At 72.5% G+C, this 21,336-nt stretch carries 8 protein-coding genes (1 of these 8 running past the window's edge); 7 read left to right on the top strand and 1 reads right to left on the bottom strand.

The genetic code is table 11. From position 1 onward, the window contains the following. Positions 1-4: 4 nt before the first annotated feature. On the bottom strand, positions 5-1,060 hold the full coding sequence (locus ACIHFE_RS25335) for a ferredoxin reductase (RefSeq protein ID WP_400109917.1): 1,056 nt from the start codon (positions 1,058-1,060) through the stop codon (positions 5-7). A gap of 87 nt (positions 1,061-1,147) precedes the next feature. Between ACIHFE_RS25335 and ACIHFE_RS25330 the strand changes: the two genes are divergently transcribed. The 7 genes from ACIHFE_RS25330 to ACIHFE_RS25300 all read left to right on the top strand — a co-directional run. Then, positions 1,148-2,287 (top strand): PucR family transcriptional regulator, encoded by a 1,140-nt coding sequence (locus ACIHFE_RS25330; protein ID WP_400109915.1) that lies wholly within the window; start codon positions 1,148-1,150, stop codon positions 2,285-2,287. 239 nt (positions 2,288-2,526) lie between these two features. Continuing rightward, a complete protein-coding gene (locus ACIHFE_RS25325; protein ID WP_400109913.1) occupies positions 2,527-3,249 on the top strand; it encodes a phosphatidylserine decarboxylase in 723 nt (240 codons plus the stop codon). Between the two features lie 39 nt (positions 3,250-3,288). Next, a complete protein-coding gene (locus ACIHFE_RS25320; RefSeq protein ID WP_400109912.1) occupies positions 3,289-5,277 on the top strand; it encodes a condensation domain-containing protein in 1,989 nt (662 codons plus the stop codon). Between the two features lie 313 nt (positions 5,278-5,590). Further along, positions 5,591-12,010, top strand: a complete 6,420-nt coding sequence (locus tag ACIHFE_RS25315; protein WP_400109910.1) for an amino acid adenylation domain-containing protein — start codon at positions 5,591-5,593, stop codon at positions 12,008-12,010. Further along, positions 12,007-15,183 (top strand): amino acid adenylation domain-containing protein, encoded by a 3,177-nt coding sequence (locus tag ACIHFE_RS25310; RefSeq protein WP_400109908.1) that lies wholly within the window; start codon positions 12,007-12,009, stop codon positions 15,181-15,183. Before ACIHFE_RS25315 ends, ACIHFE_RS25310 begins: the two co-directional genes overlap by 4 nt. After that, positions 15,180-20,555 (top strand): SDR family NAD(P)-dependent oxidoreductase, encoded by a 5,376-nt coding sequence (locus tag ACIHFE_RS25305; protein WP_400109906.1) that lies wholly within the window; start codon positions 15,180-15,182, stop codon positions 20,553-20,555. Before ACIHFE_RS25310 ends, ACIHFE_RS25305 begins: the two co-directional genes overlap by 4 nt. Next, positions 20,552-21,336: the 5' portion of an amino acid adenylation domain-containing protein gene (locus ACIHFE_RS25300; protein ID WP_400109905.1), read on the top strand. The gene runs 2,536 nt beyond the window's last position; the window shows 785 of its 3,321 coding nt (coding positions 1-785); its start codon is at positions 20,552-20,554; its stop codon lies beyond the right edge, outside the window. Before ACIHFE_RS25305 ends, ACIHFE_RS25300 begins: the two co-directional genes overlap by 4 nt.

The following is a 21,336-nucleotide window of genomic DNA, read 5'->3' as shown; positions in this document are numbered from 1 at the left end:
GCTCCTACCGTTCGATGTCGCAGGGGCCCGCCGCGGCGGACACGCAGGTCTGGATGAGGACGCCAGGCTCGGCCTCGGTGATCTCGCCGGTGCGCAGGTCGCGGACGGCGCCCGCCTTGAGCGGCGTGACGCAGCCGAAGCAGATGCCCATGCGGCACCCGGAGGGCATGAGCACGCCGGCCTCCTCGCCGATGTCCAGCAACGGCGTGGCGCCGTCCGCGTCGACGGTCTTGCCGGTGGCGCTGAACGTGACCTCGCCGCCGTCGCCTGCGACGACGATGCTGGGGCGGAAGCGTTCGGTGTGCAGGCGCTCTTGGACGCCGTGCTCGGTCCAGTGCTCTTCGGCGGCGTCGAGCAGGCCCGCGGGTCCGCAAGCCCAGGTCTCGCGCTCGGCCCAGTCGGGCACGAGTTCGTCGAGACGGGCGATGTCGAGCATGCCGTCTGTGTCGGTGTGCACCTCGGTGAGGCGCAGCTTCTTGTCCGCGACCAGGTCGTGCAGTTCGTTGCGGAAGATCACGTCTTGCGGCTGTGGCGCGCAGTGGACCATGACGACGTCGTCGAACTCGGTGTCGCGCAGCATGCCCATCACGGGCGTGATGCCGCTGCCGGCCGTCAGGTAGAGCACCTTGGCGGGCTTGGTCTGCGGCAGCACGAAGTCACCGGTCGGCTGGTCGAGCTGGATCAGCGTGCCCGGTGTCGCCCTGCGGACCAGGTGGTTGCTGACCTTGCCGTCCGGGATCGCCTTTACGGTGATCGTGACGCGGCCGTCCTGGCGGTTTGTCGGTGAGGTGATGGAGTAGGCGCGCCACAGGCGCCTCCCGTCGACATCGACCCCGATCCGCACATACTGTCCGGCTGTGTGGCCGCGCCAGCCCCGTCCCGGCCTGATCACGATGGTCGCGGCGTCACCCGTCTCGGGGTGCACGGCCTCGATGCGCCCGCGCAGGTCGGCGCCCGCCCGCAGCGGGCTGATCAGGTCGAGGTAGTCCGACGGCAGCAGCGGCGTCGTGACCATCTCCAGTAGTTTCCACGCCCTGCTGCGGAGGGCTGCACTCGTCATGACCCCAGCTTGCTGCGCCTCAAGGCGTAAAGTCCTGACCGCAGGATGTAAATCTCGTCGACTGAATTGTTCGCAGGGAATAAAAACGTGAGCCATGCAATCCGGAGGGCCAGCGAACTGGCCCTGGATGAGACGACGGTCACCGCACTTCGGGCCGCGCTGAAGACCACCGCCGACGAGGTCGTCCAGGCGATCATCGACGAGGTCCCTCCCTACGCCAATGCCCTTTCGGGCCGCATGGGTGGCACCATCCGCCGAGCCGTCCGCACCGCCCTGGGGAACTACCTGGACCTCGCGAGCGGGAACGCCACAGGCGGCGACGCCGGTGACGCGGCCTATGAGCTGGGCCGCGGCGAGGTGCGCGACGGCCGTTCGATGGACGCCCTGCTCAGTGCCTACCGCGTCGGCGCCCGCGTGGCCTGGCGATGCCTGGCAGCGGGTGCCGTATCCGCAGGTCTGCCCGCCGCCGAGGTCGCCAAGTTCGCCGAGCTGACCTTCGCCTACATCGACGAGCTCTCCGCCGCCAGCGCCGCGGGCCACGCCGACGAACTGGCCGCCCGGGGCAGGGCCCACGAGCGCCACCTGGAACACCTGGCCCGCGACCTCCTCGCCGGCGAGAGCCCGGACGTGCTGCTGGCCTCTGCTCAACGGGCCGGGTGGCAGCCTCCGGTTTCGCTGACCGCGGTCCTGCTGCCCGCCGCCCAGGCCCGGCCTGCCTACCGCGCGCTCGACCCGAGCACTCTTGTCCTGGACGATCTGCCGGACGCCACCGGTGTGCTGCTCGTCCCCGATGCCGACCGATCACATCTCTTGCGGCAGCTGACCGACCGCATGGCCGTGGTCGGCCCGGCCCGGCCATGGACTCGTGCGTCCGCCTCGTACGCCCGAGCCGTACGTGCGCGCTCCCTCTCCTCTGATATTCGCGACACCGAGGACCACCTGCCCGAGCTGGTGCTGAGCGCCGACGCGGACGCGTTCGCAGACCTGCGTGCCCGAGCCCTCGCACCATTGCGGACCTTGCCTGCCGCGACCGCACGGCGGCTGGAGGAGACGTTGCGGGCGTGGCTGCTGCACCAGGGCAGGCGGGACGAGGTGGCGGCGGAGTTGTTCGTCCATCCCCAGACAGTCCGGTACCGGATGTCGCAGCTGCGGGAGCTGTTTCCGGATCTCGCATCGCCACACCGGGTTCTTGAACTGACGCTGGCGGTGGGTCTTCGGGTCAGCTGACGCGTACCGCCTGCCTCAGTCCTGCCGGTGGCCACGCAGGACGAAAAGACGGCGCGTCGGGCGGCCCGGCCAGTATTTCCGCGCGATGCCGCGCCATTGCCACGGACCGTTCAACTGAGCTAGGGAGAGCGGTAATTCGGTGCCCGCAACGATGGCTGGATCCGGTGCTTCAGTCGAGCCTCAGTTTGTGCTCGAGTGCATATGCACGGCCGCGGTACGCCACACCGACGGGGGAGAGCATGGCCCAGGACCTGAAGGACTGGATCGAGGACGAGGTCGTCCCCTACGAGGACAGGCCGCTGGAATGGATATCGCAGTACCACTTCTTCCGTGATCCCGCGCGAGCCGCCTACATCGACCACCACTACTTCTTCTCCCCGGCCGACGGCATCGTCGTCTACCAGAAGACGGTGGGCCCCGGCGAACCGATCGTCGACATCAAGGGCAAGCCCTACTCGCTCACCACGGCGCTCCGCGACGCGACCTTCGGCCGGCGGTGCCTGGTCATCGGCATCTTCATGACCTTCTTTGATGTTCACATCAACCGCATGCCCTACGGCGGCCGGCTCTCGTACGCGCTCAAGGAACCCATAGGGACGTTCAACCGGCCCATGCTGGCCATGGAACGGGGCCTGCTCGAAAGCCTCCGCATCGATCCGGACCGGGCGGGCTACCTCCACTACAACGAGCGCGTGGTCAACAGGGTCGACGCCCCCAGACTGGGCGGCCCGTACTGGATGCTGCAGATCGCCGACTACGACGTGGACGCCATCACACCGTTCCGGCTGCGCCAGGGGACATACCTCCCCCAGGGGTACCGCTTCTCGCAGATCCGATACGGATCACAGGTGGATCTGGTGATTCCGCTGACCGACGACAGGGAATACCTGCCCGTCGAGGCGGTCGGCAGACATGTCAAAGCAGGGCTCGACCCACTGGTGAGAATCCGGTGGCACCGATGACGGGGGCACGGAACCGATAGCACAGGGAGGGACGCGTACGTGAGTTTCGGCAGTCCACGCTTTCGCCCGCCTGACCGCCCCGCACCCCGAGACCGCCCACTGGCTCTGTCCGCGAGCCAGACGGACGAATGGGCCTTCGACCGGTTCATCGAGGGAGCTCCGAGTCACCAGCCCACGATCGTCCGGCTCCGTGGCCCGCTGCGCACCGCGGCGCTGCGCAGCGCGTACACCGGACTCGTACGCCGCCACGAATGCCTGCGCACCCGCTTCCCCGTCATCGACGGTGAACCCGTGCAGGTGATCGGGGAACCGGCGGGGAACTGCCTGCCGATGGCCGATCTCAGCGCCCTCCCCGGGGAGTTGCGCGAAGGGGAGATCACCAGGATCGTCGACGAGACGTACTCCGCGCGGGTCGTCCTCGACGAACGTCCTCCCGGCCGCGTGGCGTTGATCCGGCTGGCGCCCGAGGAACACCTCCTTCTCATCGACATCCCGCACATCGTCGCGGACCTGTGGTCCGCCACCCTGCTCAACGACGAGCTCATGGTGCGCTATCGGGCCGCGCGCGACGGCCTGCCGCCACGGACCCCGGCGCCGCCCGCGCAGTACGCCGACTACGCGCAGTGGCAGCGCGCATGGTGGACGCCCGAGCGCATCGCCCGGGAGGCGGAGCGCTGGCGGGACCGGCTGGACGGGCTGGCCGCCGTGGAACTGCCCGTGGACCGGCCCCGGTCGCCGGGCCGGCGGCGGGAGTGCTTCCTGCTGGAAGAGGAGATCGACGCCGGACTCGCCGGGAAAGTGCGGGAGTTCGCCAGAAACGCCGGTGTCACGCCCTATGTCGTGCTGCTGGCGGCCTTCCACTGGCTGGTCGCCCGGTCGTCCGGCGCCGACCGGTTTGTGACCACCTCGCTCGTGGCCGCCCGGCACGGCCGCACCGTGCAGACGATGACCGGGCCGTTCTCCGACTACCTGGTCGTGGTCGGCGACCTGGCCGGCGACCCGGACTTCGCGGAGACCGTGCGCCGCGTGCGGGAGGAGTGCCTGGTCGCCCACGACCACCAGCGGCTGCCGCTCCCGGAGTTGATCCCGCTCATGGATCCCGGGCGGGAACTGCACCCCCATCCGCTGGAGCAGATCGGATTCAACCTCCACAACATCCCCGCCGCCGTCCTGGACTTCGCCGGCGACGTCGCCGTCTCGGAGCTGGAGGACGGGGAAGGCAGCTGGGACGACGTGCAGGACGCGCCCACCGCCACGGACCTGACCTTCGAGGCCTTCGACTACGGCACCGGGCACATCCCCTTCGATGTGATCGCCGACGGGCTGCTGACCGACCCCGGCACGGCCCGCGCCTGGGCCGAGGGCTACCGCTCGGTGCTCCGCGCGGTCCTCGCCGACCCGGCCGTACGGCTGTCGCACTGCGCGGCCGAGCCCGTACGGCGGCCGTACGGCGCACTCCTCGGCGGCCGGGATGCCGACCTGCGGCGCGTCGAGGCCGAGGTGGACGAGGAACCGGGCATCGCCGCCGCCCTGTTGGCGGTGCGTAAGCGGCGGACCGGTGCCGGTCTCGTGGTCCGCGAGCCGGTCCTCCACCTCGCCCGGGCAACCGTCGGCCCGGCGCCCGACGCGTATGCCCTCCGCCGGCGCCTGCGGGAGCGGCTGCCCGGCAGCCCGCTGCCGGCCGCGCTGATCGAGTGCCCGCTCGCGGAGATCCGCAAGGCGCTGGACGCCCGCGCGGCAGGGGCCGATCCGGCGGAGTCGCTGCCGCCGCCCGAGGCATGCACCCCGCTGCCGGAGACCGCTCCGCCCCCGGAGCCCGGGGTGGATCGGCAACTCGCCGCGCTCTGGGCCCAGGTACGGGGAGCCCCTCCGGACAGCATGACCGAGTGCTTCTTCCGCCCCGGCGTCTCCGACAAGGACGCCGCGGTCTTCCTCGACCGCGTGGCCGCCGCCCTGGGGGTCGTCGTCCCCCTCGCCGACTTCCTCGAGGCACCCAATCTCCTTGGCCTGAAGGGGGGTTGGTTGTGAAGCAACCCCGCAATGTGTAATGTGCAGATGGTATAGTCGGAAACGAAAGATGCCGACCAGCGACCCTTTCGGTCGCGCACGTTCCGGAAACCCCCGGTGCGCGTCGGTGATCCCTTTATGGCGACGTGCGCGTGATTGCGTACGCTCCTTTCCAAGTTCTCCAGGGCTGTTTCTCCGTCGCCTTTTACTTGCATGCCTGCGCGGCGGACACGTTGTGGTGCCGGACGGCCGGACCAGATGTCAGAGAAATCGCCTCGGCATGCCCGGGGTGCGCTCAGTGCTGCTTCCACCAACGCGCCAAGGGAGATGGAACGTGACGGAGACGGTGAACGCCGGCTACCGGGTCTCGCCCCAGCAACGGCACCTGTGGGCCACAGGAGAGAAACTGCGGGCCGCGGGAGGGAAGAAGGGCGAGCAGGGCGCGTACACCCAGTCCACCGTGGCGATATCCGGCGGTCCCTTGGACGTCACGCGACTGCGCACCGCACTGGCCGCCGTGGTGGCCGCCCATGAGCCGCTGCGGACGGCCTTCACCGGGCTCGCCGGGCGCACCGCTCCCGTCCAGGTCGTCCTCGAGCCGGGGGAGCCGCCGCTCACCGTCGTCGAACTTCCGCCGGAAGAATCCGGGTTGGACGAGATACGCCTCGGTGAACGCACCGCACTGGACCCGCGCGACGGCTCCGTCTTCCGTGCCGCGCTCGCGCGCGCCGGTGACGGCCGTGAGGTCCTGGTGCTCACCGCGCACGCCCTGGTCGCCGACCGGGCCTCCCTGCGCATCGTGGCGGAGGAGATCCTCGCCGCCTGCACGGAGGAGGACCGCCCCGAAGGCGAACCGCCCGTGCAGTACGCCGACTTCGCCGCCTGGCACCATGACCTGCTCACCGCCGAGGACGCGGCACCGGACCGTGCCTACTGGAGCACCCACGCCGTCGCCGAGGACCCCGGTACCTTGCCCGGCATCGCCCTGCCTGGCGCCGCCCCGGGCGTGTGGCGGGTGCGGGAGTCGGAGCTGCCCGCCGAACTGGTCGCGGGGGTGGACGGCGTCGCCGCGAAGCTCGGCACCGACGCCGCGACCGTGCTGCACGCGGCCCTGCGCATCGTGGTCCGGCGCCTGGCCGGCGACCGGGACCTGCCGGTCGCCCTCACCCGCGACGGCCGCTCCTTCCCCGAACTCCGGCGAGCCGTCGGGGCGTTCGAACGGGAATTCCCCCTAGTGCACGACATCGGCCACGACACGTCGTTCGCGGAATACGTCCGCGCCCTTGCCGCGCTCGTGGCCGAGAGCGAGGACCGCCTCGACCACTGCGACCCCGAACTCCTCGGCAGCCTCGACGGCAGCGCCCGGGGACCGTTTGTCACCTTCACCGCGCAGCGGGCCGAACCTCCGCTCGAGCGGGCGGGCCTCACCTTCACCACCGTCCACCAGGACGCCGCCACCGGCGTCCCCGTCAGGATGACCGCCCGACGCGACGGCAACAGCCTGCGCATCGAGCTGGGTTACGACGAGGGCCGCGTCGACGAGGCCTTCCCCGACAATGTCTCCTCATGTCTCCTCCGCGTGCTGCGCGGCGCCGTCGAGGCCCCCGAACGCCCCGTCGGCGACATCCCCTTACTGACGGACGAGGCCGCGGCACGTACCCGGGAAGCGGGCCGCGGCCCGCACACCGAGGTACCCCGGCGGGCCGTACACGAGCTCTTCGCCGAGCAGGCCGCCCGGACCCCGCGGGCCGTCGCCGTCAGCGCGGACGGACAGGACGACCTCACCTACGCCGAACTCGACGACCGGGCCAACCAATTGGCACATCATCTCGCGGGGCTCGGTGTCGGGCCCGGGCAGCACGTCGTCGTCTCGGCCGGCCGCTCCGCCGAACTCCTCGTCGCCCTCCTCGGGGTGCTCAAGGCGGGCGCGGCGTTCGTCCCCGTGGACGTGGGATTCCCGGCCAGGAGGCTGGAGTTCGCGCTCCGGGAGACCGCCGCGCCCGTTCTGCTCTGTACCACTGACGTAAGGGACCGGCTCGGCAGCGCCATCGGCACCGCCGTCCCCGTCGCCCTGGACACCGACCAGGCGCTCATCGCTGCGCAGCCCGCCACCCCCACCGGTGTCACGACTGACCCCGGCGACCCGGCCTACATCCTCTACACCTCCGGCACCACCGGCCGGCCCAACGGCGTCCGCGTCCCACACCGCGCACTCGTCAACTACCTCACCTGGTGCGGGGAATCCTACGGACTCGACCGCGGCAGCGGCGCCCTCGTCCACACCTCCATCGGCTTCGACCTCACCCTCACCGCCCTCCTCGGGCCGCTCCTGGCGGGCGGGCGCGTCGTCATGCTCCCGGAGAGCGCGGGCATCACCGGTCTGATCGCCGCGCTGCGCACCGAGAAGGACCTCACGCTCGTCAAGCTCACCCCGACCCACCTCGACGTGATCAACCAGCTGCTCACCCCCGAGGAAGTGCACGGCGCGGTGCGCACCCTCGTCGTCGGCGGCGAGGCGCTGCGCGCGGAGAGCCTGGAGCTGTTCCGTTCCTCCGGGGCGCGCATCGTCAACGAGTACGGCCCCACCGAGACCACCGTCGGCAGCGTGGCCCATGTCGTCGACGCCGAAACTCCGCACACCGGGCCGGTGCCCATCGGCTGTCCCCTCGCCAACACCACCGTCCATGTGCTCGATTCGCGGCGCCAGGCCGTCCCCGACGGGGTGCCCGGCGAGCTGTGGATCGGCGGGGCCGGTGTCGCCGACGGCTATCTCGGACGGCCGGAGCTCACCCGCGAGCGCTTCGCCGCCGACGGCGCCGTCCCGGGCGAGGGCCGGCTCCACCGCACCGGCGACCTGGCCCGCCGCCGCCCCGACGGCACCCTGGAATACCTGGGCCGCACCGACGCACAGGTCAAGATCCGCGGTGTGCGGGTGGAACCCGCCGAGACCGAGAGCGTCCTCGCCGCGCACCCCGGCGTCGCCCAGGCCGTGGTGGTGGCCCGGCTGGACGACGACCCGGGCCGCTCCTCGCCGCTGAAGGGCGAGCTGACGCTCGTCGGCTATGTCGTCCCCGCCCGGGACGTCCCGGCCCCCACACACGCCGAACTCGTCGCGCACTGCCGCGAGCAACTGCCTGAACCCTGTGTCCCGGCCGCCCTCGTCACCCTGGACGCCCTGCCCGTCACCGGCCACGGCAAGGTCGACCGCGCCGCGCTGCCCGCACCGCACGAACGGGTCCGGGAGACCGCCGAGTACATCGCCCCGCGCACCGCAACCGAGGAGATCCTCGCCGCCTCCGTCGCCAAGGTCCTGGGCGTGGAGCGCGTCGGCGTCGACGACAACTACTTCGTCCTCGGCGGCGATTCCATCCGCAGCGTCATGATCGCCAGCCGTGCCCAGGCCCGTGGCGTCGACGTCACCGTGGCCGACCTGCACCGGCACCCCACCGTACGGCGCTGCGCCGCTCACCTGGACGCCCACGAGGACCTGCCCGGCACACCGGTCACCGGGCCCTTCGCGCTGATCTCCGCCGAGGACCGGGCGATGATGCCGCCGGACGTCGAGGACGCCTTCCCGCTCAACCTGCTCCAGGAAGGCATGATCTTCCACCGGGACTTCGCCGCCAAGTCGGCGGTCTACCACGCCATCGCCTCGGTGCGGCTGCGCGCCCCCTTCGACCTCGCGGTCATGCGCATGGTCGTCCACCAGCTCGTCGAGCGGCACCCGATGCTGCGCACGTCCTTCGACATGAGCCGCTTCAGCCGCCCCCTGCAGCTGGTGCACCGCGAGTTCGCCGACCCGCTGCACCACGAGGACCTGCGCGGCCTGACCGCCGCCGGGCAGGACGCCCGTGTCGACCGCTGGATCGAGCGGGAGAAGGAACGCGGCTTCGAACTGCACGAGTACCCGCTGATCCGCTTTATGGTGCAGCGCCTGGCGGACGACGCCTTCCAGTTCACCTACGGCTTCCACCACGAGATCGTGGACGGCTGGAGCGAAGCCCTCATGATCACCGAGCTGTTCAGTCACTACTTCTCGGTGATCTACGACGAGCCGATCACCGTCAAACCGCCCACCGCCGGCATGCGCGACGCCGTCGCGCTGGAACTCGAGGCCCTCAAGGACCGCCGCAATTACGAGTTCTGGGACTCCTACCTCGCGGACGCCACCCTGATGCGCCTGCCGAGGCCAGGCGCCGGGCCTCGGGCCGACAAGGGCGAGCGCGACATCACCCGCATCGCCGTCCCCGTCTCCGCCGCGCTGTCCGACGGGCTCAAACGGGTTGCGGCCGCCCACGCCGTCCCGCTCAAGACGGTCCTGATGGCCGCCCATATGACGGTGATGTCCCTCTACGGCGGGCACGAGGACACCCTCACCTACACCGTCACCAACGGCCGCCCCGAGACCGCCGACGGCAGCACCGCCATCGGCCTGTTCGTCAACAGCCTCGCCCTGCGCCTGCGGATGCGCGGCGGCACCTGGGCCGAACTGTTCACCGCCACCCTGGAGTCCGAACGCGCCTCCATGCCCTACCGGCGGCTGCCCATGGCCGAGCTCAAACGCCACCAGGGCAACGAACCCCTCGCCGAGACGCTGTTCTTCTTCACCAACTACCACGTCTTCAACGTCCTCGACCGCTGGACCGACCGGGGCGTCGGCCACGTGGCCAACGAGCTCTACGGCGAGTCCACCTTCCCCTTCTGCGGCATCTTCCGCCTCAACCGGGAGACCGGCGCGCTCGAGGTCCGCGTCGAGTACGACAGCCTGCAGTTCTCCGACAGCCTCATGGAGAGCATCCGCGACAGCTACGCCCGTGTGCTGGCCGCCATCGCCGCCGACCCCGACGGCCGTTACGACCGGCCCGAGTTCCGTTCCGACACCGACCTCGAGGCACTGGCCGCCTTCACCAGGGGCCCCGCTGCGACGGCCTCGGACCGCTGCCTGCACGACCTGGTCGCGGAACGAGCCGCCGAGCGCCCCGACGCCCCCGCCGTACAGCTCGACACCGAGGTGCTCAGCTACGGTGAACTCAACCGGCGCGCCAACCGCCTCGCCCACCACCTGCGCACCCTCGGCGCCGGTGCCGAGACCGTGGTGGGTGTCCACGCCGAACGGTCCGTCGTCCAGATCGTCGCCCTGCTCGCCGTGCTCAAGGCGGGCGCCGCCTATCTGCCGCTCGACCCGGCCCAGCCCGAGGAGCGCACCGCCGCCGTCCTCGCCGCGAGCGGTGCCGTCGCAGTCGTCCACCAGCCCGGCCTCGCCCCTCAACTGCCCGCGGGCGTACGGACGGTAGCCGCCGACGCGGCCGACGGCAGCACCGCCACCCACAACCCGGAGGGCGTCGCCACACCGGGCAACGCCGCGTATGTGATGTACACCTCCGGATCCACCGGGCAGCCCAAGGGCGTCGTCGTCGAGCACCGCAACGTCGTCGCCTCGCTCGCCGCTCGGCGCGCCCACTACCCGGCCGCACCCGAACGGTTCCTGCTGCTGTCCTCCTTCGCCTTCGACAGCTCGGTCGCCGGCATCTTCTGGACACTGACGGAAGGCGGCACTCTCGTCCTGCCCGGCGAGGGCCAACAGCTCGACCCCGCCGCCCTCGTGGAGACCGCCGCCCGCCAGCGCCCCACCCACACCCTCGCCATCCCCTCGCTGCTGGCGCCCGTCCTGGACCAGGCCGGACGCGGCGACCTCGACGCGCTGAGCACCGTCATCGCCGCCGGCGAGTCCTGCCCGGCAGAGCTGGCACGCACCTGCCGCGAACTGCTGCCCGGCAGCGGCTTCCACAACGAGTACGGCCCGACCGAGGCCACCGTGTGGAGTGCCGCATGGGACGGGGAGAACACATACGAGGGCCCGCACCTGCCCATCGGCCGCCCGGTCGCCGGGACCTGGGTGCACCCCCGTGATCACCGCAACCGCACCACCCCGCTCGGCGTCGCCGGTGAACTCGTCGTCGGCGGAGCCGGAGTGGCCCGCGGCTACCTCGGCCGCCCCGCCGACACCGCGGCGGCCTTCCGTCCCGACCCGGAGTCGCCCGTCCCCGGCGGACGCGCCTACGCCACCGGAGACCTCGGCCGCTACCTGGCCGACGGCCAGCTGGAATTCCTCGGCCGCGCCGACCACCAGGTCAAGATCCGCGGCTTCCGCGTCGAACTCGGCGAGATCGAGGCCGTCCTCGACACCCACGCCGACCTCCAGCGCGCCATCGTCGTGGCCCGCGGCGACAACCCAAGCGACCAGGTGCTTGTCGCCTACGTCCTGCCCGCCCCCGGAAAACGCCCCGAACCCGCGGACATCCAGGCGTACATACGTGACCGGCTGCCCCGCTACATGGTGCCCACCGGGGTCATCGTCCTCGACGCCGTCCCGCTCACGGCCGCCGGCAAGGTCGACCGCGCCTCGCTCCCCGCCCCCAGCCACGCCCAACTCACCCAGGAACAGGAGTACATCGAGCCCGGCACCGACACCGAACGCACCCTCGCCGCCATCTGGGCCGACGTCCTCAAGCTGGACCGGATCGGAGCGGCCGACAGCTTCTTCGACATCGGCGGCGAATCCCTGCGCGCCATGCAGGCCACCGCCGCGGCCAACAAAGTGTTCCGGACCCGTGTCTCCGTACGCCGCCTCTTCGACGCGCCCTCGCTGCGCGAGTTCGCCCACGAGATCGACCAGGCCCGGCTCGCAGGCAAGGGTCACGGTGACGGCATCACCGGCACCGCCGCACCGGCGGCCGGAGGTGCCGCCGAATGACCCCTGCCGCCGCACCACGCCCCCTTGCCCCGGCCCAGCGCCGGATGTGGTTCCTGCACCGGCTCGCGCCCGAGGTGCCCGCGTACAACATCTGCACCGCCATCGAGCTCACCGGTGCGCCGCGCCCGGCGGCACTGCGGGACGTGGTGCGGCGGATCGGCCTCCGCCACGAGGCACTGCGCACCGTGTTCGTGGAGACCGACGACGGGCCCTGGCAGCTGGTCACGGGCCGGGCGGCGACCCTGCGGACGGTCGATCTCAGCCATCTCGGCGAAGACGAAAGGGAAGAGGAAACCGGGCAAGTGCTGCGGCGCATCGCGGCCCGTCCGTTCCGGCTCGACACCGGACCCCTGGCGGAGTGGACCCTGCTGTACCACGGCCCCGGCCGTGCCCTGCTGGTCCTCTCCGTCCACCACATCGTCTTCGACGGAGGCTCCCTCGCCGTGGTCTGCCGGGACCTGGAGGAGGGATACGCGGCGGCCCTCGCCGGCCGCCCCGACGGCCTCGGCGCACCCGCGCCGGTTTATGAGCACCAACAGGAAGACGACGGGCGGGAGTTCTGGCGTCGCGAGCTGGCCGGAGCCCCGGCCCGTACCACCGTCTTCCGGAGCCCCGGCCACCCGGCGGGCGGCCCGCCCGCCCGCAGCGTCGTGCACTACGGGTCCCAGGAAGCGGCGGCCTTCTGCCAACGGACCGGTACTACGGCCTTTATGCTGCTCCTCGCCGGACTCGCCTGCCTGGTCGGCCGGTACACCGGCCGGCAGGACGTGGTGATCGGCTCACCCGTCGGGCTGCGCGAGGACACCACCGGGCTCGCCACCGTCGGCCCGCTGCTCAATGTGCTGCCGCTGCGCATCCGGCTCGACGGCGATCCCGGCTTCACCACTGTCCTCGCCCGTACCAGGGAGACGCTGCTCGGCGCGCTCGAGCACCGCACCACCCCCTTCGAGGACATCGTCGAGGCGACCGGCGCCGACCGCACACCCGACCTGAGCCCCCTCTTCCAGATCCTCTTCGCCCATGAACGCCCCCCGGAACCCCCGGACCTGCCGGGCGTGCACTGCCGCGTCGTGCCCGTGGCGGCACCCGCCGCCAAGTACGAACTGAGCGTCACCGCCGGCGAGACGCCCGACGGACTGCGGCTGATCGTCGAAGCGGAACACGGACACGGCCACCCCGACGAAGTCGCCGCGTTCGCCCGGAACTTCGGCACCCTGCTGACCGCCGCCCTGCGCGCGCCGGACACCCCGCTGAGCCGGCTGCCCCTCCTCATGGACGAGGAAGCCCGCCGCCTCGCCGGAACCGCCACGCCGGACACCCCGCACCCCCCACTGCACCGGCTGGTGGAACGCACCGCACAGCGATGTCCCGACGCCCTCGCCGTGGCCTGTGGCACCGCACACCTCAGCTACCGCTTCCTCAACGCCCGCGCCAACCGGCGCGCCGCACTCCTGCGCCGCGCGGGCCTCGGCCCCGAACAGGTCGCCGGGGTACGGCTGGAGCGCGGGCCCGAACTCCTCGTCTCGCTCCTCGCGGTGCTCAAGACGGGCGCCGCCTATCTGCCGGTAGACCCCGGACTGCCGCCGGAACGGGCACGGTTGATGCTCGCCGACGCCCGGGCCTCGCTCCTGCTCACCGAGACCGCGCTCGGTACCCCGCCGGTGCCCGACGGCCTGCCCGTCCACCACGTCGACGGGCCCGCACCCCCGGCACGTCCCGGGGACGACGCCGACCACCACGGCCCCGACCTGCCCGGCAGCCTCGCCTACCTCCTCTACACCTCCGGCTCGACCGGCCGCCCCAAGGCGGTGGCCATCCAGCACGACAGCGCCGCAGCCTTTCTGCACTGGGCCGGACAGGCCTTCGGCTCCGGTGAGTTGACGGCCGTCCTGGCCACCACCTCCACCGGGTTCGACCTGTCCGTCTTCGAGATGTTCGCGCCGCTCGCCCATGGCGGCACCGTCGTCCTCGCCGACAGTGCCCTGCATGTGGCCGGCCTGCCCTGGGCCCCGGTCGCCACCCTCCTCAACACCGTGCCGTCCGCCGCAGCCGCCCTGCTGGACGCCGACGGACTGCCCGACTCCCTCACGGCGGTCAATCTGGCGGGCGAGCCCCTCGCCGCCGAACTCGTACGACGCCTCCACGCCCGTCTGCCACGGGCGGCCGTCCGCAACCTCTACGGCCCCTCGGAAGCCACCACCTACGCCACCGCCGCCCTCCTGCCTCCCGGCTGCACCGGAACTCCGGCCATCGGCACCGCGATCGGCCCCGCCCGCGTCCGGACCGCCGATGTGCTGGGGCGCCCGGTTCCCGTCGGTGCCCTCGGCGAACTCCTCATCGGCGGTATCGCCCCCGCCCGTTGCTACCTCGGCCGCCCCGGCCCGACCGCCGACGCCTTCCGGCCCGACCCATACGGTTTGCCCGGCTCCCGGCTCTACCGGACCGGGGACCTGGCCGTGCGCCGCCCCGACGGCGCGTTCGTCTTCGCCGGACGAGCGGACCACCAGATCAAACTGCGCGGAGTCCGCATCGAACCGGGCGAGGTCGAAGCCGCCCTGCGGCAGAGCGCACCGGTTGCCGAGGCCGCCGTCGTGGTCGCCGGGAACGGTCCCGAGAACCACCGGCTCGTCGGCTTCGTCAGCCCCCTGCCCGGCGAGCACGTCGACCCCCAGGCCGCTCTCGCCGCCCTGCGCACCCAACTGCCCGCCGCCTTTGTGCCCTCCGCGCTGATCGTGGCCGACACCCTGCCGCGCACCGCCAACGGAAAGACCGACCGCGCCGCCCTGATCCGGCAGGCCGACGGGCACCGGCCCGACCACGGCGCATACGCCCCGCCGCGCACACCGGCGGAGAAGGCGATCGCCCGGATCTGGGGCGAGGTGCTCGGCACCGGACAAGTCGGCATCCACCAGGCCTTCTTCGACCTCGGCGGCACCTCGCTGAGCCTCCTGCGCCTCCACCGCAGACTGGCCGGCGAGATCCACTCCGGGCTCCAGCTCGTCGACGTCTTCCGGCTGCCGACCGTCGCCGCCCTGGCCGCCTTCGTCGAACGGCACCGGGACGGCAAGGACGGCAAGGACACGGCCGACAGCGCCCTCGCCGAGGCGGCGCGCCGCGCCGGCCGCCGGCGCACGGCGCTGGCCGCGCGCCGCAAGGGAGGAGGGCGCCGATGAGCGACATGGCGTTACCAGGCGACGACGGCATCGCCGTGATCTCCCTCGGCGGCCGGTTCCCCGGCGCCGACGGAGTCGACCGCTTCTGGCAGAACCTCCTCGACCGCACCGACTCCATCACCCACTTTGCTGCCGCCGAACTCCTCGCCCGGGGCCGCGACCCCGAGCAGGTGAACCACCCCCGGTTCGTCGGCGCCGAGGGCGTCCTCGACGACATCGCTCTCTTCGACGCCGAGTTCTTCGGCTACGCGCCGCGCGAGGCCGCCGTCATGGACCCGCAGCACCGGCTGTGCCTGGAGGAGGCCTGGCACGTCTTCGACACCGCCGGCTACGACCCGGCGGCGACCGGGGGCACGACCGGCGTCTTCCTCTCCGCGAGCCTCAGCTCGTACCTCTTCCGCAACGTCCTGCCCGGCGGCACCGCACAGCGCCTGCTCGGCGGCTTCCCGCTGATCGTCCACAACGACAAGGACTTCCTCGCCACCACCGTCTCCTACAAGCTCGGCCTCACCGGCCCCAGTTACGCGGTCGGCTCCGCCTGCTCCTCCTCCCTCGTCGCCGTGCATCTGGCCTGCCAGAGCCTGCTCACCCACGAATGCGACACGGCCCTGGCGGGAGGCGTCTCCCTCCAAGTGCCGCAGGGCCAGGGGTATGTGTACGCCGAGGACGGCATCTACGCACCCGACGGGCGCTGCGCTCCGTTCGGCGCCGACGCCAACGGCACGGTGGGCGGCAGCGGCATCGGGCTCGTCCTGCTCAAACGGCTCTCCGATGCCCGGCGCGACGGCGACCGCGTCCATGCCGTCATCCTCGGCTCGGCGGTGAACAACGACGGCGCGGACAAGGTCGGTTACACCGCCCCCGGTGTCACCGGCCAGAGCGCCGCCGTCGCCGAGGCGCTGGCCGTCGCCGGGATCCCCGCCGACACCGTCGGCCTCCTCGAGGCACACGGAACCGGTACCCGGCTGGGCGACCCCGTCGAGGTCGAAGCGCTCACCCGGGCCTTCCGCGCCCACACCGACCGCACCGGATTCTGCGCCCTGGGATCGGTGAAGGCCAACGTCGGCCACCTCGACGCCGCGGCGGGCATCACCGGGCTGATCAAGGCCGTGCTCGCGGTCCGCGAGGGCATCATCCCCGGCAGCCCGCACTACCACTCACCCCACCCCGCCATCGACTTCGCCGCCACGCCCTTCCACGTCAACGCCGAGACCGTGGAGTGGCCCGAGGCCGGGCACCCCCGCCGCGCCGGGGTCAGCTCCTTCGGCATCGGCGGCACCAATGCTCATGTGGTCATCGAGCAGCCGCCAGCATCCGTGCGGGACGCGGGCGTTGACGGGGGCGCCATGCCGCTGGTCGTGTCCGCCCGTACCCCCACCGCCCTGACGGACGCCCTCCGGGACGTGGCCGCCTGGTCACCGCCGGAACCGGACACCTCGCTCGCCGACCTCGCGGCCACCCTCGCCGGACGCCGTGCCTTCCCGTACCGCGCCGCCGTCGTCGCCGGCAGCCTCCCCGAGGCCGCCGGGCTGCTGGGCGAGACCACGGGCGAACAGGCCGTGGTGGGGCGGCAGGCAGTGTTCCTGCTGCCCGGCCAGGGAGCAGCCGCGCCGGGCATGGGGTGTGAGCTGTACGGCCGGGTGCCGCTGTTCCGCAGCCACGTCGATGCCTGCGGTGTCGACCTGCGGGCGACCGATGACATCAGGACCGCACAACCCGCCTTGTTCGCCGTCGAGTACGCCCTCGCCCGCACGCTGATGGACTGGGGCCTGCAACCGGCCGCCCTGCTCGGGCACAGCCTGGGCGAGTACGTCGCCGCCACCCTCGCCGGAGTGCTCTCCCTGCCGGACGCGCTGACGCTCGTCCACGCGCGGGCCGAGCTGCAGCACCGGATGCCGCCCGGCCGCATGCTGGCCGTCCCGCTGCCCGCCGAGGACCTCGAACCGCTGCTGGGCGGGGGTGCGGAGCTCGCCGCGCTCAACGCCCCGGGCCGCTGCGTGGTCAGCGGCCCGCCGGAGGCCGTACGGGATGTGGCCATGGCCCTGGCCGGGCGCGGAGTGCCCACCACCGCCCTCGCCACCGCGCACGCCTTCCACTCGGCGGCCGTCGAACCGCTGCTGGACGACTTCCGGGCAACTCTGGAGTGCGTCCGGCTCAACCCGCCCCAACTGCGTTATCTGTCCTGCCTCACCGGCGACTGGGCCGACGAGGCCGTCACCTCGCCCGCGTACTGGCTCGACCAGATGCGCCGGCCCGTCCGCTTCGCCGACGGGCTGGGGCGCTGCCCGGGCCTCGGCCCCGTCGCGTTCGCGGAGACCGGGCCGTACGCCGGGCTGACCTCTTTCGCCCGCCGCGTCGCCGGACCGGCGGTGCGCTGTCTGCCGCCCGGTACGGACGAGGAGACCGGACTGGCCCGGGCCGTCGCCCAACTCTGGCAATCCGGCTGCGACATCGACTGGGCCGCCTTCCACCGCCCCCACCGTCCCCGGCGGACCACCGTGCCCGGCCACCCCTTCCAGCGCACCCGGCACTGGCTGGACGCACCTGCCGCGGGTACGGAACCCGAAAAGGACCTGCTCGCCGCCTACGACCCGCCGCCGGCCGGCATCGACGACCGGCCCGGACTGCGCGACGGCCTGAACCGGCTGTGCGCGGCCCTGGCCCGCGACTACCTCGCGTCGGGGGAGCGCGAAGTGCTCGCGGAATTCCGCCCGTTCCAGGACTTTCTGCGTACGCTGGCCGCCGACGCGACCGCGGGCGACACCGCCGCGGCCATCGCAGAAGAACTGACAGCAGCCCACCCGCCCTTCGCTGGGCTCGTCGAACTCCTTGTGCACTGCGCCCACAGCTACCCGCAGGCCCTGTCCACCCCGGGCGCCGCACTGGACGTGCTCTACCCCGGCGGTGACAGCACGCTGCTGCGGCGCACCCTGGGCGAGCGCACCGCCGACCATCGCGCGGCCGGGCGGCTGGCCCGGCTGACCGGCACCCTGCTCGACCGGCTCGCCGCCGGCCGCGACCGGGACCGGCCGTTGCGGGTGCTGGAGGTCGGCGCGGGGGAGGGCAACCTCACCCAGGCCCTGGTCACCCGCGCCCCCGGCAGGCTCGACTACCACGCCACCGACGTCTCCCGGCACTTCGTGGCCGGGATCGGCGAGGAAGCCGCCCGGCGCGGCCTGGACTTCGTCCGCACCCGGGTCCTGGACATCTCCCGCGACCCCGGCGAACAGGGCTTCTCCGGCGAGCACTTCGACCTCGTGTGCGGCCTCGATGTCGTCCATGCCACCCCGGACCTCAGGATCACCCTCGCCCGGCTGCGCTCGCTCCTGGCCCCGGACGGCACCCTCGCCCTGATCGAGACCACCGCCGACGACCCCTGGCTGACCATGATCTGGGGCCTGACCGACGGCTGGTGGCACCACACCGACCATCGCACCCACGGCCCGCTGCTCGACGCCGACGGCTGGCGTACGCTCCTGGCCGCACCGGACCTCGGCCTCGCCGACGCCGACGTGCTCGTCCCGCCCGCCGGGCCCCGGGACGCCGCGCTGATCCTGGCCCGGGCGGGGGCAGGACCCCGTGATGTGGGCACGTGGTGCTATGCCCCCGGCTGGCGCCATGAACCACCGCCGGTTCGGAGCGAGTTGGCCGGTCACTGTCTGCTGCTGGGTGAAGGCGATCTCGCCAAGGCCGTCGCCGCGCGGCTGGAGGCCGCCGGTGTCCCGGTCACCGTCGCCGACGCCCCTGGCCCCGCCACCCGGCTGGCAGTCCACCTCGGCCCCCTCCAGGACGCCCTGCACCGGGCCGGACCCGTTGGCCCCGACACAGCCCCGGCCGCCCAAGGCGCAGGCATGCACACCCTCCTCGACCTCGCCCGGTCCTTCGGCGCGTTGGAGGTACGCCACCCCGTCCGCATCGTCGCCGTCACCACCGGTGCGCAGGACGTGCTCGGCGACGACCTGACGCACCCGGAGCACGCCACGGTCGCCGCCGCGGTCAAGGTGATCCCCCGCGAGTACCCGTGGATCGCCTGCACCGCCCTCGACGTCGAACCCGACACCGACGCCGACCGGTTGGCCGCGCTCGTCCTCACGGAACTCGGGGCGGCACGCGAGAGCACGGTCACCGCCCACCGCGGGCGGCGCCGCTTCGTTCCTTCCTGGACGCGTCAACCACTGCCCGAGCCCGTCCCGTTGACGCCCGGTGGCGTCCACCTCGTCTGCGGCGGACTCGGCGGCATCGGGCTGCACCTCGCGGAGTACCTGGGGCGTGCACCCGCCACCGTCGTCCTCACCCACCGACGCCCCTTTCCCGATCCCGCCGGCTGGGATGCTCTCCCCGCCACCCACCCGGACACGACGATCGTCCGGCGGCTGCGCGGCATCACCGACGCGGGCGGCACCGTGGTCCTGCGCCGGGCCGACCTCACCGACCGGCACGCCATGCGGGCCCTCGTCGACGAGGTGGAACGCACCCACGGGCCCGTACGCGGCGTGGTGCACGCTGCCGGGGTGCCCGACACCGCCGGCATGATCCAACGCCGCGACCGGGCCGCCACCGACGCTGCCATCGCCGCCAAACTGACCGGCGCGCTCGTTCTGGACGAGGTGTTCGCCGGTCGCGAGCCGGACTTCCTCGTCCTGTGCTCCTCGATCGGGACGGTGCTGCACAAGCTGAAGTTCGGTGAGGTCGGCTATGTCGCGGGCAACGAATTCCTCAACGCCTTCGCTGCCCACCGCGCCGCCCGCCGCCCCGGCAGGACGCTCGCCATCGCCTGGACCGACTGGCAGGAGTCCGGCATGTGGGCCTCCGCCCAGCGCCGCCTGACCGAGCGGTACGGCACCGGCGCCGATCTGCCCGTACGGCCCGGGGAGGACCTCCTCGGCGCGCTCGCTCCACGGGAGGGCGTCGAGCTCTTCGCCCGGCTGCTCGCCGCGGAGACCGGCCCGGGCGTCCTCGTCTCCACCCGCGACCTCGGTGAACTCCTCGCCCGGCACGAGGCGTACACCACCGACGACCACATCGCCGTGATCGGCGGCCTGAGCATCGCCCCGGCCGCCGCCCGCAACCGCGACGCCCTCACCGCACCGTACGCGGCACCGAAGACGCCCGCCCAGCTCGCCATCGCCGACTGGTTCCGCGATCTGCTCGGCCTGGAACAGGTCGGCGCCGAGGACGACTTCTTCGAGCTCGGCGGCGACTCGCTGCTCGCCCTGCGTCTGCTGTCGCATCTGCGGGACTCCTACGGAGTGGAGATTCCCATGGCCCGCATGTTCGCCGGACCCACCGTCGCGGCGCTCGCCGCCGCCGTCGAACAGCCGCCCGGCGAGCCCGGCGACGCACCGTCCGACCAGGAAGAGGTGATCCTGTGACCGCACCCGCCATCACAGACCTCCTCACCGAACTCCGCGGCCGGCAGGTCACCCTCACCGCGGACGGTGACCAACTCCGCTGCCGCGCCCCCCAGGGCGTCCTGACCGACGACCTGCTCGCGACGATCCGCGCTCACCGGGACGAACTCCTCGCCCACCTGCGCGCCGAGCGGCGCATCCCGCGCCATGACGGACCGGCGTTGCTGTCGTTCGCCCAGGAACGGCTCTGGCTGCTGCACCAGTTCCACCCCGGCGACACTGCGTACACCATCCCCCTGGAGATCGCCCTCCATGGGACGCTGCACCCGGCCGCCCTGCGTTTCGCCCTCGCCCAAGTGACACTCCGCCACGAGGTGTTGCGCACCCGCTACGCCATCAGCCGCGGACGCCCCCGGCCCGTCGTCGACCCCTTCCGCCCCCCGGAGTTTCCCCTCACCGACCTCTCCGGGATCCCGGACCGCGACCGTCCGGCCGTCCTCGCCCGGCTGGCCACCGAAGAGGCGCGGCGGCCCTTCGACCTCGCCACCGGGCCGGTGCTGCGGGCCCGGCTCGTCCGGCTGGCGCCCGGGGAGCACCGGCTGCTGCTGACCCGCCACCACATCGCCGCCGACGGCTGGTCCCTCGGCGTCCTGCTCGGCGAACTGGGTACGTACTACCGCGCATACTCCATGGGCACGCCGTGCGGAGCTGCCGAACTCCCTCTGCAATACGCTGATTTCGCCGCCTGGCAGCGCCGGCAGGCCGATGACCCTGCCTGCGCCGAGCGGCTCGCCGCATGGGC

Origin of the sequence: Streptomyces sp. NPDC052396 (assembly GCF_044593195.1) — a bacterium.
Taxonomy (GTDB): Bacteria; Actinomycetota; Actinomycetes; order Streptomycetales; family Streptomycetaceae; genus Streptomyces.
Note: the sequence above shows the minus strand (reverse complement) of the source record. Positions and strands in the feature narration are given on the sequence as shown.